Source organism: Phenylobacterium sp. (assembly GCF_036263695.1).
Taxonomy (GTDB): domain Bacteria; phylum Pseudomonadota; class Alphaproteobacteria; order Caulobacterales; family Caulobacteraceae; genus Phenylobacterium.
Genome location: NZ_DATAGM010000089.1, coordinates 1 through 16,989, shown reverse-complemented (window position 1 = coordinate 16,989; position 16,989 = coordinate 1). Strand labels below are relative to the sequence as shown.

At 67.5% G+C, this 16,989-nt stretch carries 17 protein-coding genes and 1 tRNA gene; 3 read left to right on the top strand and 15 right to left on the bottom strand.

Features of this window, described 5'->3' with window-relative positions; genetic code table 11:
- From VHK87_RS03550 to hppD, 12 genes are all read right to left on the bottom strand, one after another.
- Positions 1 to 2,158, bottom strand: a 2,158-nt coding sequence (locus VHK87_RS03550; RefSeq protein ID WP_329633517.1) for an HsdM family class I SAM-dependent methyltransferase, incomplete at its 3' end; no start/stop codon positions are given.
- A 502-nt stretch (positions 2,159 to 2,660) separates the two neighbouring features.
- Positions 2,661 to 3,017, bottom strand: a complete 357-nt coding sequence (locus VHK87_RS03545) for a hypothetical protein (protein ID WP_329633516.1) — start codon at positions 3,015 to 3,017, stop codon at positions 2,661 to 2,663.
- On the bottom strand, positions 2,968 to 3,423 hold the full coding sequence (locus VHK87_RS03540; RefSeq protein WP_329633515.1) for a Panacea domain-containing protein: 456 nt from the start codon (positions 3,421 to 3,423) through the stop codon (positions 2,968 to 2,970). The genes VHK87_RS03545 and VHK87_RS03540 overlap by 50 nt, the downstream gene beginning before the upstream one ends.
- A gap of 583 nt (positions 3,424 to 4,006) precedes the next feature.
- A tRNA-Leu gene (locus VHK87_RS03535) sits at positions 4,007 to 4,092 on the bottom strand.
- 38 nt (positions 4,093 to 4,130) lie between these two features.
- A complete protein-coding gene (locus VHK87_RS03530; protein ID WP_414694101.1) occupies positions 4,131 to 4,649 on the bottom strand; it encodes a MarR family winged helix-turn-helix transcriptional regulator in 519 nt (172 codons plus the stop codon).
- A complete protein-coding gene (locus VHK87_RS03525; protein ID WP_329633514.1) occupies positions 4,646 to 5,647 on the bottom strand; it encodes a fumarylacetoacetate hydrolase family protein in 1,002 nt (333 codons plus the stop codon). Before VHK87_RS03525 ends, VHK87_RS03530 begins: the two co-directional genes overlap by 4 nt.
- Positions 5,648 to 5,650: 3 nt before the next feature.
- A complete protein-coding gene (locus tag VHK87_RS03520; RefSeq protein ID WP_329633513.1) occupies positions 5,651 to 6,382 on the bottom strand; it encodes a DUF4272 domain-containing protein in 732 nt (243 codons plus the stop codon).
- Complete coding sequence (locus VHK87_RS03515) at positions 6,379 to 6,657, bottom strand: hypothetical protein (protein ID WP_329633518.1); 279 nt, start codon at positions 6,655 to 6,657, stop codon at positions 6,379 to 6,381. The genes VHK87_RS03520 and VHK87_RS03515 overlap by 4 nt, the downstream gene beginning before the upstream one ends.
- 2 nt (positions 6,658 to 6,659) lie before the next feature.
- Complete coding sequence (locus VHK87_RS03510; protein WP_329633512.1) at positions 6,660 to 7,025, bottom strand: cupin domain-containing protein; 366 nt, start codon at positions 7,023 to 7,025, stop codon at positions 6,660 to 6,662.
- On the bottom strand, positions 7,022 to 8,158 hold the full coding sequence (locus VHK87_RS03505) for a homogentisate 1,2-dioxygenase (RefSeq protein ID WP_329633511.1): 1,137 nt from the start codon (positions 8,156 to 8,158) through the stop codon (positions 7,022 to 7,024). Before VHK87_RS03505 ends, VHK87_RS03510 begins: the two co-directional genes overlap by 4 nt.
- On the bottom strand, positions 8,158 to 9,156 hold the full coding sequence (locus tag VHK87_RS03500; RefSeq protein ID WP_329633510.1) for an isoaspartyl peptidase/L-asparaginase: 999 nt from the start codon (positions 9,154 to 9,156) through the stop codon (positions 8,158 to 8,160). The genes VHK87_RS03505 and VHK87_RS03500 overlap by 1 nt, the downstream gene beginning before the upstream one ends.
- Positions 9,157 to 9,194: 38 nt before the next feature.
- Positions 9,195 to 10,298, bottom strand: a complete 1,104-nt coding sequence (hppD, locus tag VHK87_RS03495; protein WP_329633509.1) for a 4-hydroxyphenylpyruvate dioxygenase — start codon at positions 10,296 to 10,298, stop codon at positions 9,195 to 9,197.
- A 132-nt stretch (positions 10,299 to 10,430) separates the two neighbouring features.
- Between hppD and VHK87_RS03490 the strand changes: the two genes are divergently transcribed.
- On the top strand, positions 10,431 to 10,940 hold the full coding sequence (locus VHK87_RS03490) for a disulfide bond formation protein B (RefSeq protein WP_329633508.1): 510 nt from the start codon (positions 10,431 to 10,433) through the stop codon (positions 10,938 to 10,940).
- Positions 10,937 to 11,500, top strand: coding sequence for a demethoxyubiquinone hydroxylase family protein (locus VHK87_RS03485; RefSeq protein ID WP_329633507.1), 564 nt, complete (start codon positions 10,937 to 10,939; stop codon positions 11,498 to 11,500). Before VHK87_RS03490 ends, VHK87_RS03485 begins: the two co-directional genes overlap by 4 nt.
- 1 nt (position 11,501) lies before the next feature.
- Here the strand turns inward: VHK87_RS03485 and VHK87_RS03480 are convergent, their stop codons facing one another.
- Positions 11,502 to 11,780, bottom strand: coding sequence for a hypothetical protein (locus tag VHK87_RS03480; RefSeq protein WP_329633506.1), 279 nt, complete (start codon positions 11,778 to 11,780; stop codon positions 11,502 to 11,504).
- A gap of 188 nt (positions 11,781 to 11,968) precedes the next feature.
- Between VHK87_RS03480 and putA the strand changes: the two genes are divergently transcribed.
- Positions 11,969 to 15,046 (top strand): bifunctional proline dehydrogenase/L-glutamate gamma-semialdehyde dehydrogenase PutA, encoded by a 3,078-nt coding sequence (gene putA, locus VHK87_RS03475; protein ID WP_329633505.1) that lies wholly within the window; start codon positions 11,969 to 11,971, stop codon positions 15,044 to 15,046.
- Between the two features lie 45 nt (positions 15,047 to 15,091).
- Here putA and VHK87_RS03470 read toward each other — a convergent pair whose 3' ends face one another.
- Both VHK87_RS03470 and VHK87_RS03465 read right to left on the bottom strand, forming a co-directional pair.
- Positions 15,092 to 15,586 (bottom strand): DUF2059 domain-containing protein, encoded by a 495-nt coding sequence (locus VHK87_RS03470; RefSeq protein ID WP_329633504.1) that lies wholly within the window; start codon positions 15,584 to 15,586, stop codon positions 15,092 to 15,094.
- A gap of 302 nt (positions 15,587 to 15,888) precedes the next feature.
- A partial coding sequence (locus tag VHK87_RS03465; protein ID WP_329633503.1) for a glycosyltransferase occupies positions 15,889 to 16,989 on the bottom strand: 1,101 nt, incomplete at its 5' end.

Here is a 16,989-nt window from a genome sequence, read left to right as displayed (position 1 = left end):
TCGTCCCGGTGCCGGGCAGATAGCGGCGGAGCATCGCTTCGTGTCTCAGAAGAACGATTGACGTCGCACGTTTCGGATCGATGACATTCGTCGCCGGATCAAGGCATGCAGAGCCGAACGTAGTGATCTTTATCTTGTCCTGGGGCGTCGGCTCCTTCTTCTCGACGATGAGAACCATTGTCACGATGTTCGCACCATGGAAGGCTGCATTGCCTAACAACTCTAAGTCGATTATCTCCAGGATGGTGTACTCTTCTACAACACGTCGCAACTTGTCCGCATAGGCAGCCTCAGTAAGCGACAGAGGTAGGAAGAATGCCATTCTACCACCTGGCTTCACCCACCAGCGGAGCGCACGGTACACAAAGAGTGCCGACAGGTCGGTCTGCTTAGAGAGCACCTCCCTGTAAGCCTGCTTCAGCTCTTCAGACGCGGCGTACCTGTGTGCTCTAACGTATGGTGGATTTCCCACGACGATGTCGAAAGCTTCACGGGAAGACGAGATGTCCCGGAAACGACGATCGCTTGCCTTGAGCTTACGAGCCTTCGCCCCGAGGGCAGCAGCGCGCTCAACGTTGACGCGTCCATCTTGCCCGAGCAGCGGGGCATCATCGGCCATCGCAAGCCCCCAGGGATCCAGAGAGTCATTGCCGCCCTCAATGCGCAGCGCTTGAATCGCAGCAGCTATGGTGTCCTCGGGTCGCTCGGTGACCACAGCCAAGATGTGCCAAAGCAGCTGGATCTTCGCTAGAGTTGCCGAAAACTCGTTAATATCCAGTCCATGTAACTGAGACAATAAATTGAGCGCGTGATCCCCGTCGAAGCTGAGCCCGAGCTCCTCATTACGCTGGCGGACAGCGTCTAACGCCTCAACGAGGAAGGTGCCAGATCCACATGCCGGATCTATAATTCTCTGAGTACCATCCCATCCGCACGCCTCCAGTACATATCTTGCCAGCTCTGGTCTTGTGTATACTTCTCCCAGCCTCTTCCTCTGCCTATCATCGAGATGTTTGTCGTAGATGCCGGATAGGAGATCACCGCGTACCGTCGTGAAGTTCCAGCGGGCCAGAATCCACATCGCGTGGAGTAGCTCAGTTCCGAATTGCGGATCGTCGCGCTCAATAATCCAGTCAAGCGGCTTCGGCTCGAAGAGATGCCTATAGAGAGGACGAGCATTCTCGTATGCTTCTCGAACTAACTTCTGGTAGGGCTTTCTGAAGTGGGAGGCATAGTTTGCGAATGCACGCAGACCCCCATTCGAGATGTATCTCTCAAGAAGATTATGATCCTCCGAGAACCTGATCATCATTAGTCTAGAGAAGAGTAGGGTCGACGTCTCTTGGACAAATGACTCCTTAGCCGACGATGCCTCGTCCTCATTTTTCAAGAATGATACCTTGCTGGGGTTCAATCCAGATCGGTGGGCATAGCGCCTTAGCTGATCGTGTTCTGCCCTCAGGGCGTACTCGTATGGCTCTAGGTCAGAAAGCAGTTCGGTGTATTTTTGATTATACGAATGATGTGCCTCAAAATCAGTTGGATCGGGCTCACTCCCGAAGCGGATATACTCCTCCGCATCCCAGTCAAAAATGGCCTCACCATACTCGTCTGCAAGCAATTGGATACGCTCGTTCGCAAGTCGAAGATCTGCAGTCAAACGGCTGTGGACCAGCGCAGATACTGCGACACTGAGAATTCTTGCGACAGTCACTATTGAGTTTACGAACTGCCTTCGATTGGCGGCATTCACACCATCCTTTTCCAAGACGGCGGATCGCGAGAATTCTTCCAGCCTACGCCGAAGTGTCGGCTTTCCTTCGAGGAGAGGGGAAAAGCAGTTGCGGAAGTTGTCTTCGTCGTACAGTTCCGACCACTCCCAGCGGAGCGGAGTCGGAAGCGCGGAGCCATAGCTAAGGTCGTATCTGTGGACGCAAACAGCATCCACGAGCCAGAAGCAAACGAGCTGACGGTACCTATAGGCGTCGATTTCCGCCTTTGCGAAGGACATACCGCCATCCTGAACTTTCGTTCCGGATTTCACCTCGATGATGCCATAGAGATGCTCGTGCTCGTTCCGCAGTTCGGTTGGAACGCCGTCGAGCCAAATCTGAATATCCGGTCGCTCGCGACCGGAAGGTACGGCCGCATCGACCACGACAGATGCTTGGGGTATGGCGATCCCCAGATCTGGCCGAATTAGCAACTCACGAAGCGGAGGATAAGATTGCGCTTCGGAGAGCTTGTCTTTGGCTACAAGCTGATTCGTAGTGATCTGCTCGATCAGCTGCCGCCGACGCTTCGTAGGATCCGCACCCTTAGTCACGCCGCCCCCACACTCTCGATTCGACTGGAGTTGAGCCTATAGCTGGAGCGGACGGGCTCCAACGGCATGGAGGTGGGACCTTGGGTCGTAGGGCTGCTAAAGCGTAAACAGCTGAGCCGGCGGGGCTCGCGGCGTTGGTTCCTGCTCCCGGGGAGGCTCTGTCGGAGGAAGGATCACGACGAAAGGTCGATCGTTCCCTTCGGTCTCCTTCTCATTGTCTTTGTCGGAATCTCGAAGGTTCATGAGCGGGCCGCTCAGAGCGGCTGCACACCCGAGACCGACAAGCGCGATCAGCGCCACCCAGTCGAGTGGTTGAGCGCGCGGGAGCTTCCGCCTACCCACCTCCCTTGTTCCCGATTTGAGCAAGGATCCGCCCTACAAGGGTGACGTAATCATCCACCCCCATTCGCCGCGCCAGAACCATGAGCGCAACCAACTCCAAGACAAGGACGACTACCGGCAGGGTTGGGTTCTCAGAGTCTCGAAACCAGATGATATCCAACAGGATCACCATCAATACGATCCAGACGAAGCGCTCCTCGCTTCGGGCGTCCTTCTCACCCTCAAGTTGCTCCTGCAGCGCCTCTAAGGCGGCGTCCTTCTTATTGGCCTTCGGGTCGTCGCCCTCAAGGTTGAGAAAGTCAGTCTCGATTGCGCTCGGCTCGTCTGCGGTATTCTTCGAGGATGTCACGGTCGGGTATCACCACACCTCGTGCCCCAGGCACATAGTTCTTGGCCCACGCGCCGTCCTTCCAATGCGTGATCGACACTAGCTGACCTGCGCTCGCGCGCGAAAGTTGATCGTGCGCCTCGTCGAGCATTTTCTGCCGTTCCGGATCATCAATCCGGGCTCCCGCGGAGATGTATCGGATAGGTCCGCTGCCGTATGTCTTTGCCTCACGATAAACGCTCGGGAGCACTGGCCCGTAATCCCACGCCTCGAACGTGCCAGCTAGCAGGCGGTCACCACCGTGTTGGCCCATGTAGATCATCTGGGCCAGGTACAGCATCTTCTGGAGCTCCAGATTGGTGAGGGTCCAATCGCTTCGCTCGCACATGTAGCGAGCGGCGGTTAGGGGACTGAGCGGCCGTCCCATTTTCACCTCCTCTCGCGTTCTTCGTTCGTTCCCAAATCGAGCACCCAAATATAGGTAGCTTCGATCGCTTTTCAAACGTCTAAAGGCCTAGCTTTGCATTCGGCCTAAGCAGCTGTGCAATTGTCGATACAGACGCATATCTCCGCGGTACGGCTGATAGGCGGCGCAACCGAACTTGGTCTGCGCGACTTACGGACGGGGAGCTAAGGAAGCCCTTCCGGCATCGTAACTGTCTGGTTTTGGGAAGTTTTTCAGGATATTTCCTTCTCATCAACGCCGCACTCAAGAGCTAGCTTTCGTCTACTCGGGAGCAGTTTTGACCCGCGAACGTCGGCCCTACCCACCTCGATCGGCGTACTCGTGAGCTCTGAAGCCCCCGGTTTGGAAACAAGGGGGGGTGAGCGAGGCGTCAGCCGCAGGATACCCGGATAGTGTCGGGCCAGCAGATTGAGCCGCCGAGCGAAGTCGCGAACAGTGGGATGCTGGAAACCGGCCGACTAGGGAACGAGCGACCGTTTATTGCTTATTTTATGTTGGCAACCTAAGCGGTGACCGATGGCGGCAGCGAATTCCGCCTAACTATTGGTGCCCCAGGCCGGACTCGAACCAGCACTCCCTCGCGGAAAGCAGATTTTGAGTCTGCCGCGTCTACCATTTCGCCACTGGGGCCCAGCGGGGCGGGCAATCTAGCGGAGCGCGGGGCGCGGTCAACGCGCCGGGGCGGGCTCGCCGGCTAAAGCGGCGGCGGCGGACTGCAGGCGGGCGAGCAGGCGTTTGAGCTGGGCGACCTCGTCGGGAGCCAGTCCCGAGATCAGCGCCGCCTCGTAGGCCAGCGCGAGGGGGGCGACCTCGGCGTGCAGCGAGGCCCCCGCCGCGGAGAGCGCCAGCACCTGAGAGCGACCGTCGGCCGGGTTGCGGCGCCGCTCGACCAGCCGGCGGCGGGCAAGTCCGGCTGCGGCGCGCGAGACGGTGACCTTGTCCATGCCGCTGCGGACCACGAGCCCGGCCTGGGTCGCCTCCCCCTCCTCGGCCAGCACGCAGATCAGTCGCCATTCGGGGATCGCCAGGCCGAAGCGGTCCTCGTAGGCGCGGGCGATCAGCCGGCTGACGGCGTTTGAGGCCGTCGACAGTCGGTAGGGCAGATAGTCGGCGAGGCGGAGCAGCGCGCCGGCGCTCTGGGCCGGCTGGCGCGCGGGCGCGGTCTGGCGGCTGGGCTGGGCGTTCACGTCACCTCCTGTTCTATCGCTCCGAACAGGGTGTGGCGGCGCTCGTCCCGCATCTCAATCCGCACCACGTCGCCGCGCTTCAGGAACGGCGTCCTGGGCGCCCCGTGGGCGAGCATCTCGACGGTCCGCACCTCAGCGATGCAGGAATAGCCGACGCCGCCCTCGGCGACAGGTTTTCCTGGACCGCCGTCCGGACCGCGGTTCGACACCGTGCCTGAGCCGATGATGGAGCCGGCGCAAAGGCTGCGGGTCTTGGCGGCGTGGGCGATCAGCGTGCCGAAGTCGAAGGTCATGTCGACGCCGGCGTCAGCCCGGCCGAACGGCGCCCCGTTCAGCTCCACCTCCATCGGCCGGTGCAGCTTGCCGTCCCGCCAGGCCGCGCCCAGCTCGTCCGGGGTCACCGCCACCGGCGAGAAGGCGGACGCCGGCTTGGACTGGAAGAAGCCGAACCCCTTGGCGATCTCACCGGGGATCAGGTTGCGCAGGGAGACGTCGTTGCACAGCATCACCAGCCGGATCGCAGCCAGCGCCTGCTCGCGGCTCGCCCCCATCGGCACGTCGCCGGTGACCACCGCCACCTCGCCTTCGAAGTCGAGGCCCCAGGCCTCGTCCACCAGCGGGATGGGGTCGCGTGGCCCCAGGAAGCCGTCGGAGCCGCCCTGGTAGATCAGCGGATCGGTCCAGAAGCTCTCGGGCATGTCGGCGGCTCTTGCCTGCCGCACCAGGGCGACATGGTTCACATAAGCCGAGCCGTCGGCCCACTGGTAGGCCCTCGGCAACGGGCTCGCCGCCTCGTGCTCGTGGAAGCGGTCGCGCGGCACCGCGCCGTGCTCCAGGCTCTGCGCCAGGCCCCGGAGCATCGGCTCGCAGTTCTCCCAGTCGTCGAGAGCGGCCTGCAGCGTCGGCGCGATCGCGTCGGCGTCGGTGAACCAGGCCAGGTCCCGCGAGACCACCACCAGGTGGCCGTCCCGGCCGTTCTTCAGCGAAGCGAGCTTCATGCGTCAGGTGTCCGTCGTGACATCGTCCCACTCCGCGCCGTCGTTGTAGTTGATGAGCCAGTTGAGCGCGTGGTGACGCTCCTGGATGACGTCGAGGTTGAGACCGGCGGGAGCAGGTCGTCCGTTCAACATCGCGTCACGAGCTGCCCAGTGGTAGCGGTAGATCAGGTCCGCCTCGTCGAGCACCTCGGCTATCGGTCTCTCGCCGAGAGGCTCCAGAACCTCCTCCGGGCGCAACTGGTCCAGAAAGTAGATGGGCGTACCGGCCCCGATGGGCGCGTCGGGGCGCGGGAGCTCACGGACTCGGCCGAGGTGCCACATCAGCGGCGCGGCAGCCTCGATCCGCCACCCCATCCGCACGCAATCACCCTCCCGCAGAGGCCTCTGCAGGAAGCCCCGCTCGCGCGGGGTCAACGCCGGCATCAGCCGCCGCCGCTTGAGCTCGATCAGCGCCTTTGACGGGTCCTTCAGCTGCCCCGCGATGGTCACGGCGTAGAGGCAGAAGGCCCGCTGGACCACCTCCTGCCGGCTGCGCAACGTGGTGTAGCTCGCCGGTTCGATCGTCGGCAGGTGCTCGATGTAGGGCACGCCCTCGGCGATCAGCCGGTCGATGGAGCGGCGCTTCCTCGCCTCCATCTCCTCGATGTCCTCGGGGGTGGGCTCCCACTCCACCTGGTCGTTGGCGGCGGCGCGGGGTCCGCCGGGAGACAGCCAGTCCGGCAGCTTCCAGATCATCGCGGCTCCCGCACGATCCGGCGCGTCAGGCGCACGCCCTCCTCGAAGCCGCGGGGCTGGTAGACGTTGACCTCCACGCGGATGTCGCCGCCGGGGTCGTCGTCCCAGAGGTAGTTGCGCTCGAAACAGACCTCGCGGCCCGCCGGCGTGAAGCCTTCGAAGGTGTCGCCCCAGGGGGTGCAGGCCGAGAGCTGACGCCAGCCGAGGGTGCAGGCGCGCTCGATCTCCTCGTGCGCCGCCTTGGCCAGGTCCGCGCGCAGGCCCGCCTCGGCCATGGTCACACGCGAACGCCCGCAGGGGCGGTGAACTCCGAAGGCGCCGCATCGCCGGTGTTCACCACCTCCGACGGTTCGAAGATGATCACCTCGGCCTCGGCGTCGGCGGCGGTGCGGTGCTCGACGCCGCGCGGAACGACGACCATCTGGCCCGGGCCGAGCTCGATGGTGCGGTCGCGGAACTCGACCCGGAAGCGTCCCTTCCAGACGAGGAACATCTCCTCGGCGTCTTCGTGCCGGTGCCAGGGGAAGACGCCCTGAACCTTCACCAGCCGCACGTCCTGGCCGTTGAGCTGGGCGGCGACCTTCGGGCGCCAGTGCTCGCTGAAGGCTGCGAACTTCTCCGAGAGGTCGATGGCCTCGCTCAACCGGGAGATCTCCAGCTGTTCACATAGTCAGGGTTCTCCACCGTAGAGGCCGCCTCGCCCACGTCCAGCGGATCGCGCGCGTCGATCATCACCGCGTACTCGTCGGTCGCCGGCTTGGGCTGGCTGAGCATGTTCTTCAGCGCCTTCGGATGCGGGCCGTGGGTGAAGCCGGAGGGATGGAATGTCATCATCCCAGCCTCGATGTGGTCGCGGCTGAAGAAGTCGCCGGCGTGGTAGAACAGCACCTCGTCGTAGTCGTCGTTGTTGTGGAAGAACGGCACCTTCAGCGCGCCGGGGTCGGTTTCGAAAGGCCGGGGGGTGAAGGTGCAGACGACGAACCGGTCAGAAACGAAGGTCGAATGGACCGACGGCGGCAAGTGGTAGCGGTGGCTCATCACCGGCCGGATGTCGCGAACGTTGAGCCGCACGGGCGCCAGCTCCCCGTGCCAACCGACGGCGTCCAGCGGGTTGTAGGGATAGGTCACCACGCTGACCTGGCCGCGCTTCTTGATCTCGACCCGGAAGTCGCCGGGCTCCGCCTGGTGGGCCTGGAAGCCCTCGTCGATGACGGGCGTCTCCAACATGGCCGGGTCAAAGAGGGCGTGGCCGCCGAGCAAGCCTTTGTCGGGCAGGCCGAAGTGGGTGTTGGTGGCCTGGATAGTCAGCAGCGCCGCCGGGCCGTCGGGCCGCAGGCGCCACATGGTCCCCCGCGGCAGGTAGAGGTAGTCGCCGGCCTCGAATGGCAGTCGGCCGTAGTCGCAGAAGAGGTCGCCGCGTCCCTGGTGCACGAACAGCAGCTGGTCGCCGTCGGCGTTGCGGGCGAGGTTCGGCATCGCCCCGGCCAGCTTCCAGAAGCGGATTTCGGTCGAGGCGTTGTGCAGCACCACCGGCGCGGTCCAGGGCGAGGCGGCGGGCTCGTTCAGGCGGTTGAGGTCGAAGGCCCGGGGCCGCAGAGGGCCCTCGAAGCTGGTCCAGCCGGTCGGCGGGCGCGGGTGGTAGATGAAGGCCGCCGGGCCGAAGAAGCCTTCCTTGGAGATTTCGCGCTCGAAGGTCCCCTCCGGCAGGTCCGCGTGGGCCTGGCGAGAGCGGCGCCCCTGCGCGCCCCGGACGGGGATCCAGTTGCGCGTGGCCATCAGGGATCGTCCTTGTAGACGCCGACGACCAGCGGCTGGCCGTCGGCGATGCGGGCCCGGTACATGCCCGAGGTGTTGAAGCTCCAGGCGATGTCGCGGTTGGGCGCCACCGCGATCACGCCGCCGTCGCCGCCGATTTTGGTAAGCTTCTTCTGCACCACCTCGTCGGCGGCGGCCTGCAGGCTCAGCCCTTTGTGCTCGACGAGCGCGCAGACCTCGCGCGCTACGGTCAGGCGGATGAAGTACTCGCCCGTCCCGGTCGCCGAGACGGCGCAGGAGGCATTGGCGGCGTAGGTCCCGGCCCCGATGATCGGCGCATCGCCCACACGGCCCCAGCGCTTGGCGGTGGTCCCGCCGGTGGAGGTCGCCGCCGCCACGTCGCCGCGGATGTCGACGGCCACGGCCCCGACGGTGCCCCGCTTGCCCTCGTCGTGCGCCAGGGCGGCGGAGCGGTCCTCCTCCACCGCGCCGGCGGGCTTGGCCGGAACCGGCAGGTTCTGCTTGGCGAGCTCGCGCTCCAGCGCCCGCCAGCGCTGCGGGGTGTAGAAGTAGGCCGGGTCGACCTCCGGCAGGCCGCGGCTGCGGGCGAAGGCCTCGGCGCCCGGCCCGATCAGCATCACGTGCGGCGAGTTCTCCATCACCTGACGGGCCAGGCGGATGGGGTTGCGGGTGCGGGCGACGCCCGCGACCGCGCCCGCCTTCATCTCGCGCCCCTCCATCACCGCCGCGTCGAGCTCGTTCTTGCCCTCGGCGGTGAAGACCGCGCCGCGGCCGGCGTTGAACAGCGGATTGTTCTCCAGCTCCACGACCGCCGCCTCGACCGCGTCCAGCGAAGATCCGCCCGCCCGCAGCACCTTGGCGCCGGCCTCGGCGGCCCGGGCCATCCCGTCGCGATAGGCCTTCTCCTGCGCGGGCGAGAGGGCGTTGCGGTCGATGACGCCGGCGCCGCCGTGGATGGCCAACGCCCACTTGGGGGCCGCCTCAGCCGCGTCCGCCATCAACACGCCCAACGCTAAGAGACACCACGCCTTCCGCTTCATCCGCCATCCTTCGCCGGCAGCACGCCGCGGCGGATCTGATCCAGTTCGATGGACTCGAACAAGGCCTTGAAGTTGCCCTCCCCGAAGCCCTCGTTGCCCTTGCGCTGGATCAGCTCGAAGAAGATCGGGCCGATCAGGTTGCCGGTGAAGATCTGCAGCAGCAGTCCCTGCCCCTCGGTCGGGGCCCCGTCCACCAGGATGCGGTCGGCCGCCAGCCGCTGCAGGTCCTCGCCGTGGCCGGGCACCCGGGCGTCCAGCTGCTCGTAGTAGGTGTCGGGCGTGTCCTGGAACGGCACCCCGCGGGCCCGCATGGCCTCCACCGCGCCGTAGATGTCCCCGGTCCCCAGCGCCACGTGCTGGATGCCCTCCCCGTGGTAGTCGCGCAGGAACTCCTCGATCTGCGAGTGCTCGTCCTGGCTTTCGTTCAGCGGGATGCGGATCTTGCCGCAAGGGCTTGTCATCGCCTTGGAGACCAGCGCCGTCTGCTTGCCCTCGATGTCGAAGTAGCGGATCTCGCGGAAGCCGAAGATGCGCTCGTAGAACTGCGCCCACTTGGCCATGTTTCCGCGGAACACGTTGTGGGTCAGGTGGTCGATGTAGTCGAGGCCGACCGAGTTCTCGGCCATCTTCGCCTCCGCTCCCTCAATGGGCAGGAAGTCGACGTCGTAGATCTCCTGCGCCCCGTAGCGGTCGACGAGGTAGAGGTTGGAGCCGCCGATCCCCTCGATGGCGGGAATGTTCAGCTCCATGGGCCCGACCGGCCCCTGCACCGGGGTCGCGCCCCGCTCCACCGCCAGCCGCAGCGCCCTGGCGGCGTCCTTGACCCGGAACGCCATGGCGTTGGCCGAGGGGCCGTGGACCTTGCGGAACTCGGCCGCCTGGCCGGACGGCTCCATGTTCAGGATGAAATTGATGTCGCCCTGGCGGAAGCGGAGCACGTTCTTGGACCGGTGCCTGCCGGTGGCGGTGAAGCCCATCAGCTCGAACAGGTGCTTCAGCCGCTCGGGCTCGGGCGAGGTGAACTCGACGAACTCGAAGCCGTCGGTGCCCAGCGGGTTGTCGAACAGGTCGCGGGCCGGAGCGGGGGCCTGGACGTTCATCGGCGTCTCTCCCAGATGGCGGAAGATCGTATCAGTTGAAACTATGCAGCAGCCCCGGCCGGGGCAAGACAAGCCCGGGAAGCCTTGCTAGGCACAACGCATGAACCTGCGCATCGGAGCGCGCCGCACGGCATGAGCAAGCTGGATCCCGTCCTCACGCGCTGGCCGCTGCTCGCCTTCATCGCCTCGGCGGCGATGCTGGCCGCCGCGCATATCTTCCAGCGCCTGGGCTATGCGCCCTGCGTGCTCTGCCTGAAGCAGCGGGAGGTCTACTGGGTCGCGGGCGGGCTCGCCCTAGCCGGCCTGGTGCTGACCCGGCTGATGCTGAAGGACGCCCGCTGGCGGGCCGCGCTGAACCTGATCCTGGGACTGGTCTTCCTCGCCGGCGTCGGCCTCGCGGCCTACCACGCCGGGGTGGAATGGAAGTTCTGGCCCGGCCCTGAGGCCTGCGCCCCCGACACCGGCGTCAGCGCCGAGGACATGGGGGCCCTGCTCTCCGGCGAGGCGATCGAGATGCCGTCGTGCGACGAGGCCGCCTGGGTGTTCCTGGGCCTGTCGATGGCCGGGTGGAACGCGCTGGCCTCCCTGGCGCTGGCCATCCTGAGCCTCGCCGCCGCGCGCAAGGAGTGGAGCCGCCGATGACCGACAAGCCGATCCCCCCCCGCCCAGGCCAGGGCGCCTGGGCCGCCCGGATGGCCGAGATCCTGCGCGTCGACCACGCCGGCGAGCTCGGGGCCGTGCACATCTACCGCGGCCAGCGCGCCGTGCTGGGCGAGGCGACCGGCCGCGAGCGCATCGCCGGCCAACTGGCCGAGATGGAGGCCCACGAGGCCGAGCACCTGGCCCGCTTCGACCGCCTCCTGACCGAGCGCCGCGTGCGGCCGACGGCGCTCGCGCCCGTCTGGCGGCTGGCCGGCTTCGCGGTCGGCGCCGGCACGGCCCTGCTCGGCGAAAAGGCCGCCCACGCCTGCACCGAGGCCGTCGAGACTGTGATCGAGGAGCACTACGCCGACCAGATCGCCGAACTCTCAAATCGCGACCCGGAGCTCGCCGCCGAGCTCTCGAAGTTCCGGGACGAGGAACTCGCCCACCGCGAACTCGCCGTCGAGGAAGGCGCGCGGGAGGCGCCCGGCTATTCGGTGCTCGGCGCTGTGATCCGCGCCGGCTGCCGCACGGCCATCAAGCTCAGCGAGAAGATCTGAGCTAGCGCGAGCTGCCGGCGTTTTGGTCCGTCTGGGGCGCCGGTGCGTTCGGCATCGCGCCGCCGTCGGGGCTCGTCTGCACGTTGCTCTCGCCGGTCCCGTCCGGCCGGGCGATGAACACGATCGCCAGAATGGCGAGGCTCACCCCGACTATCAGGGCGACGAGCCCGCGGCCGCCCGGCTTTGAGTTGACGGGCATGCCGCGCCCGCGAACCTTGCCGTCGTTTACGCCGGGCGCGGTGTCCGCGGCGTTCGTCTTGGTGTCTTGCGGTCTCGTCACGTAAGCGCTCCACAACCGAAGGATCCGGTTGTTCCGGCAACCCCGCAGCCCGCGCGCGGTTCCCGCCGGCGCGGGATGACCTGCAGCATGAGTTTCCCTATATCAGGTGCGCAGCGGACATGAGCTTGCCCACAGGGACGGATCACGTGAGAGATATTGCCCCGCAGCGCGGACCTGAGGAGCTTCCGATGTCGTGGGATGACCTCGACCGTTTCAAGCACCAGGACGAGGCCGCGGCGCTCGCCGCTCTCCTGAAGTCTCAGCCGCTGGGAGCCGCCGACCGCCCGGCGGTGGCGGCCGAGGCGATCCAGCTGGTGGAGGCGGCCCGGAAGGGCGCCCGCAAGCAGGGGGTGGTCGAAAGCTTCCTGCAGGAGTTCAGCCTCGGCACTCGTGAGGGCCTGGCGCTGATGTGCCTGGCCGAAGCGCTGCTGCGCACGCCGGACGAGGCCACCCGCGACCGGCTGATTTCCGAGAAGATCGGCGGCGCCGATTGGGCCAGCCACCTCGGCCGCTCCGACAGTCTGTTCGTCAACGCCTCCACCTGGGGCCTGATGCTGACGGGCAAGCTGGTCGATGTCGACGAGGAGGCCAAGCGCGACCTGCCGGGGTTCCTTAAGCGGCTGGCCGGCCGGGTGGGCGAGCCGGTGATCCGCGCCGCCGTCGCCCAGGCGATCCGCATCATGGGCGAGCAGTTCGTGCTGGGCCGCACCATCGAGGCGGCGCTGCAGCGGGCGGCGAAGGAAGGCTATCTCTGCTCCTTCGACATGCTCGGCGAAGGCGCCCGCACCGCCGCCGACGCCGCCCGCTACGAGGCCGCCTACGCCGCCGCCATCGAGACCGTCGGCGCGCAGGCGAACGGCCACGGGCCCGAGGTCGGCCACGGCGTCTCGGTCAAGCTTTCGGCCCTGTCGCCTCGCTACGAGGCGGTGCAGGAGGCCCGGGTGTGGGACGAGCTCTATCCGCGCTTGAAGCGGCTGGCCCTGATCGCGGCCCGCGCCGACATCAACTTCACCATCGACGCCGAGGAGGCCGACCGGCTGGTCCTCTCGCTGAAGCTGCTCGACCGCCTGGCCCGCGAGCCGGAGCTCGGCGACTGGCGGGGCCTTGGGCTGGCGGTGCAGGCCTACCAGAAGCGCGGCGTGCACGTGATCGGCGCGGTCGCCGACCTCGCCCGGTCCAGCGGTCGGCGGCTGATGGTGCGGCTGGTGAAGGGCGCCTACTGGGATTCCGAGATCAAGCGGGCGCAGGTGAACGGGCGCGAGGACTATCCAGTGTTCACCACCAAGCCGGCGACGGACCTCTCCTACCTGGCCTGCGCCAAGGCGCTGATCGCCGCCTCCCCGAACCTCTACGGCCAGTTCGCCACCCACAACGCCCACACCCTGGCGGCCGTGAAGCGGATGGCGGACGCCGCCAGCGTGAAAGTCGAATTCCAGCGCCTGCACGGCATGGGCGAGGCCCTCTACCGCGCCGCCGCCGAGCACTGGGGCGGCGTCACCCTGCGGGCCTACGCGCCGGTGGGCGGGCATGAGGACCTGCTGCCCTATCTGGTCCGGCGCCTGCTGGAGAACGGGGCCAACACCTCCTTCGTCCACGCCCTGCTGGACGAGAACGTGCCCGCGGCCAAGGTCGTGGCCGATCCGGTCGCCGCGGTGGAGGCCGCCCCCCGGCCACACCCGAAGATCCCCAGGCCGGTGGACCTCTACGGGCGCGAGCGGCGCAACTCGCAGGGCGTGGACCTGACCATCGCCGAGGAGCGGGCCCGGCTGACCGCCGCGGTCGCCTCCTCGAAGCCGGTGGAGGCCGGGGCGATCGTGGGCGGGCGGCCCATCGTCGGCTGCAACGCCCCGCCAATGACCAGCCCCGCCGACCCGGACCTGGTGGTCGGCAAGGCGTCCGAGGCCGTGCGGCCGGAGATCGAGGCGGCCTTCCAACGCGCCCGCGCCGCACAGCCCGCCTGGGACGCCGCAGGGGGCCCCGCCCGGGCCAAGGTGCTGCGGGCGATGGGCGAGGCCCTGGAGGCCGAGCGTGAGCGGCTGATCGCGCTGTGCGTCCGGGAGGCCGGCAAGACCCTGCCCGACGCCGTCGCCGAAGTGCGCGAGGCGGCCGACTTCTGCCGCTACTACGCCCACTTGGCCGAAACCCGGATGGTCCCGGAGACGCTGAAGGGGCCGGCCGGCGAAACCAACGTGCTGGAGCTGCACGGCCGCGGCGTGTTCGTCTGCATCAGCCCCTGGAACTTCCCGCTGGCCATCTTCACCGGCCAGATCGCGGCCGCCCTGGCGGCCGGCAACGCGGTCCTCGCCAAGCCCGCCGAGCAGACCCCGCTGATCGCCGCCGAGGCGGTGCGCCTGTTCCACGCCGCCGGCTTGCCTGCCGACCTGCTGGCCCTGGTTCCCGGCCGCGGCGAGACGGTGGGCGCCGCGCTCGTCTCGCACCCGAACTGCGACGGAGTCGCCTTCACCGGCGGCACGGACACCGCCTGGGCGATCAACCGCACCCTTGCGGAGCGGAAGGGCCCCATCGTCCCGTTCATCGCCGAGACGGGCGGGCTCAACGGCATGTTCGTCGACACCACCGCGCTCAAGGAGCAGGTGATCGACGACGTGGTCCTGTCCGCCTTCGGCTCGGCGGGGCAGCGCTGCTCGGCCCTGCGCCTGTTGTTCCTGCCCAACGACACCGCCGACGGTCTGGTGGAAGGCATCGCCGGGGCCATGGACGCCCTGGTGGTCGGCGATCCGGCCGATCCTTCGACCGACGTGGGACCGGTGATCGACCAGGAGGCGCGGGCGGGTCTCGCCGCCCACCTGGAGCGGCTGGAGCGCGAGGCCAAAATCGTGCGCCGGCTGCCGGCCCCGAACCGCGGGACCTTCTTCGGCCCGGTGCTGGCCGAGATCCCCTCCGCCCGCTTCCTGGAGCGGGAGGTGTTCGGGCCGATCCTGCACGTGGTCCGCTACGATCCCGCCCGGCTGCGCGAGGCGGCCGCGGACCTCGCCGCTAGCGGCTATGGCCTGACGCTCGGCGTCCACTCGCGGATCGAGGCCTTCGCCGAGGAGGTTCGCCGGCTGGTCCCGGCGGGCAACGTCTACGTCAACCGCTCGATCATCGGCGCGGTGGTCGGCGTCCAGCCGTTCGGCGGGGAGGGACTCTCCGGCACCGGCCCGAAGGCCGGCGGCCCCAACGCCCTCTCCCGCTACTGCCTCGAACGCGCGGTTAGCATCAACATCGCCGCCCAGGGCGGCGATCCGGCCCTGCTGAACCTCTAGGCACGCGCTAAGCTTCGCCCAGGCCTTCGCCAAGGCGGCGTCAGGTTAGCCGGCCGGCCTCTCCTTTTTCGGGCAACTGCCGGTGCGCCGGCAGTGGATCTCAATGGCGCGGTCGATGATGATGGAATTGATCTCTATGCCGGCCATGGCGACCTCCGTCGCGACCTGAGCCTTCTTTGCCTTCATCGAGACGCCAGTGGGACTCTCGTTGAACGCGGCGTCGGCCGCTTTCTCCTCGGGGCTCAGGTCGCGTGGCGGGAAGGGCATCGAGGCCAGGCGCTTGCGATGGATGGCCTGCCCAATCGGGCTGGCCAGGTAGTCCACTACCGCCTTCAACTCCTGCTCGGTGTAGTTCTTCGCATAAACTTCGGCGCCCCTGGCGCGCATCGCCTCCAACTCGCGCTCGCTCTCCGCGTAGGCCTGTTCGAATGAGGTCAGGAGCTCGGGATCCTCAGGCAGCTTGAAGATCGTCGCGGCCATTTCGGCCGCCCGGTGAAGAAGCGCCTTCTGGTCGAGGCCGCCGCGCTCCAGCTCGATCATTCTCCGGGCGAGCGCGAGCTTCTCCTCGGTGATGGCGGCCGAGGGGTCGGCGGGCGGCGGTGTCGGCTCCGCAAAGGCGGGGGAGCAAAGGGCTGCTGAGGCGGCGAGGCAGGCGATGAATTTACGCATGGGCGCTGGACGGGGAACTGGACCTCGACGCTTAGCGGAGACCCGCCCGCGGCGCGAAGACATCATCGGGGCCGCGACACTCTGGCCTAGACCTTCGCAGCTTCGCCGTCCGATAGCCGGCGGCCCCTGCTAGCTGAAGGGCAGCGGCGCCGCCTGAGATCGCCAGCCCCAGCTCAGTGGATCTCGCGCACCAAGGCGGGATCGACGAAGTTCGCATCGCCCGTGAGGGAGGCGTAGACCGCCATCAGGTTTTCGAACACGGCGTCCCAGCTGTGGCGGGCGACGGCCCGCGCGCGGGCGCGGCGGGAGAGCTCGTGAAGGTCGCGGGCGAACAGCGCGTCGATGGCGTCGGCCAGGGCGGCGGGGTCGGAGGTCTGGGCCAGCTGGCCGACCTCGGCGTCCACCGTTTCGGCCACGCCGCCGGACTCCACGCCCACCACCGGCAGGCCGCAGGCCAGCGCTTCCAGCACGATCAGGCCCAGCGGCTCGTCCGGGTTGGCGTGCAGGAAGCCGTCGCAGCTGGCCAGCAGCCGGGCCAGCGAGGTCGAGTCCTGCATGTAGGGGAGCCCGATCACCCGGTCGGACGGCGGGGCCGCATCGCCCGCGCCCACCAGCAGCAGGGTGGTCCCCGGATCCAGCCGCTCTACCGCCTCGACCATCACGTCGATCCGCTTCTCCCGGGCGGGGCGGCCGGCGAACACCAGCAGGCGATGGTCGGCCGGCAAGCCTAGCCGGGCCCGGAGCGCCGCCCGGTCGCCCAGGTCGGGGCGGAACACGCCCACGTCGACGCCCAAGGTCAGCGCCTGCGCCTTGGTCACGCCCGCCTCGTGCAGCCGCGCGGCGACGAACCGGCTGGGCGCCAGCACGGTGTCGAACTGGTTGTAGATCCTGGCCCAGCGCCGGCGCACCGGCACCTCGGCCCACTCGCCCAGGTGCAGCGCGGCCAGGGCCGGCAGGTCGGTGTGGCAGAAGCCGACCACCGGCACGCCCAGCGCCTCGCCGGCGCGCAGGGCCGCGAGACCCGGGGTGTAGGGGTCGCCCGCCTCGATCAGCGTGGGGCGGCGGCGGATCAGCCGGTCCATCCAGGCGGTCTTGCTGACGGGCCAGCGGTAGCCTTTCCCGAACGGCAGCGGGGCGGTGTAGATCGACCACAGGCCCTGCCCGTCGTGGGCGTCCTCGCGGCCGGGCAGCACCAGGTTGTGGCGCACGCGCTGGCGATGGGCGGCGATCCAGGCGCGCTTGGCCAGCAGGTAGCGCTTCACCCCGCCGCTGCG